This is a genomic window from Acinetobacter sp. UBA6526, from assembly GCF_002434875.1.
In the GTDB taxonomy this organism is placed as follows: Bacteria; Pseudomonadota; Gammaproteobacteria; order Pseudomonadales; family Moraxellaceae; genus Acinetobacter; species Acinetobacter venetianus.
Window position 1 is genome coordinate 1 of sequence record NZ_DJLC01000057.1, and the last position, 262, is coordinate 262.

Consider the following 262-nt stretch of genomic DNA (forward strand, 5'->3'; position numbering starts at 1 on the left):
CATCGTATGTGTCACAAATGGTTCTAATTGAATTTTACCTTTCATGGCATCCTCAACCATTCCTGGAAGTTGCGTACGACCTTTTACGCCACCAAAGGCAGAACCTAGCCATTTACGACCAGTAACCAGTTGGAATGGACGGGTAGAGATTTCCTGACCCGCGCCAGCTACACCAATAATTACGGATTGACCCCAACCACGGTGTGCACTTTCAAGGGCTGCACGCATCACATTCACGTTGCCAATACATTCAAATGAATGA

1 pseudogene is annotated in these 262 nt (G+C 46.6%); it reads right to left on the minus strand.

Annotated elements, in window-relative coordinates:
• Positions 1-262, minus strand: a pseudogene (locus tag B4237_RS03835) (S-(hydroxymethyl)glutathione dehydrogenase); the annotation flags it as partial.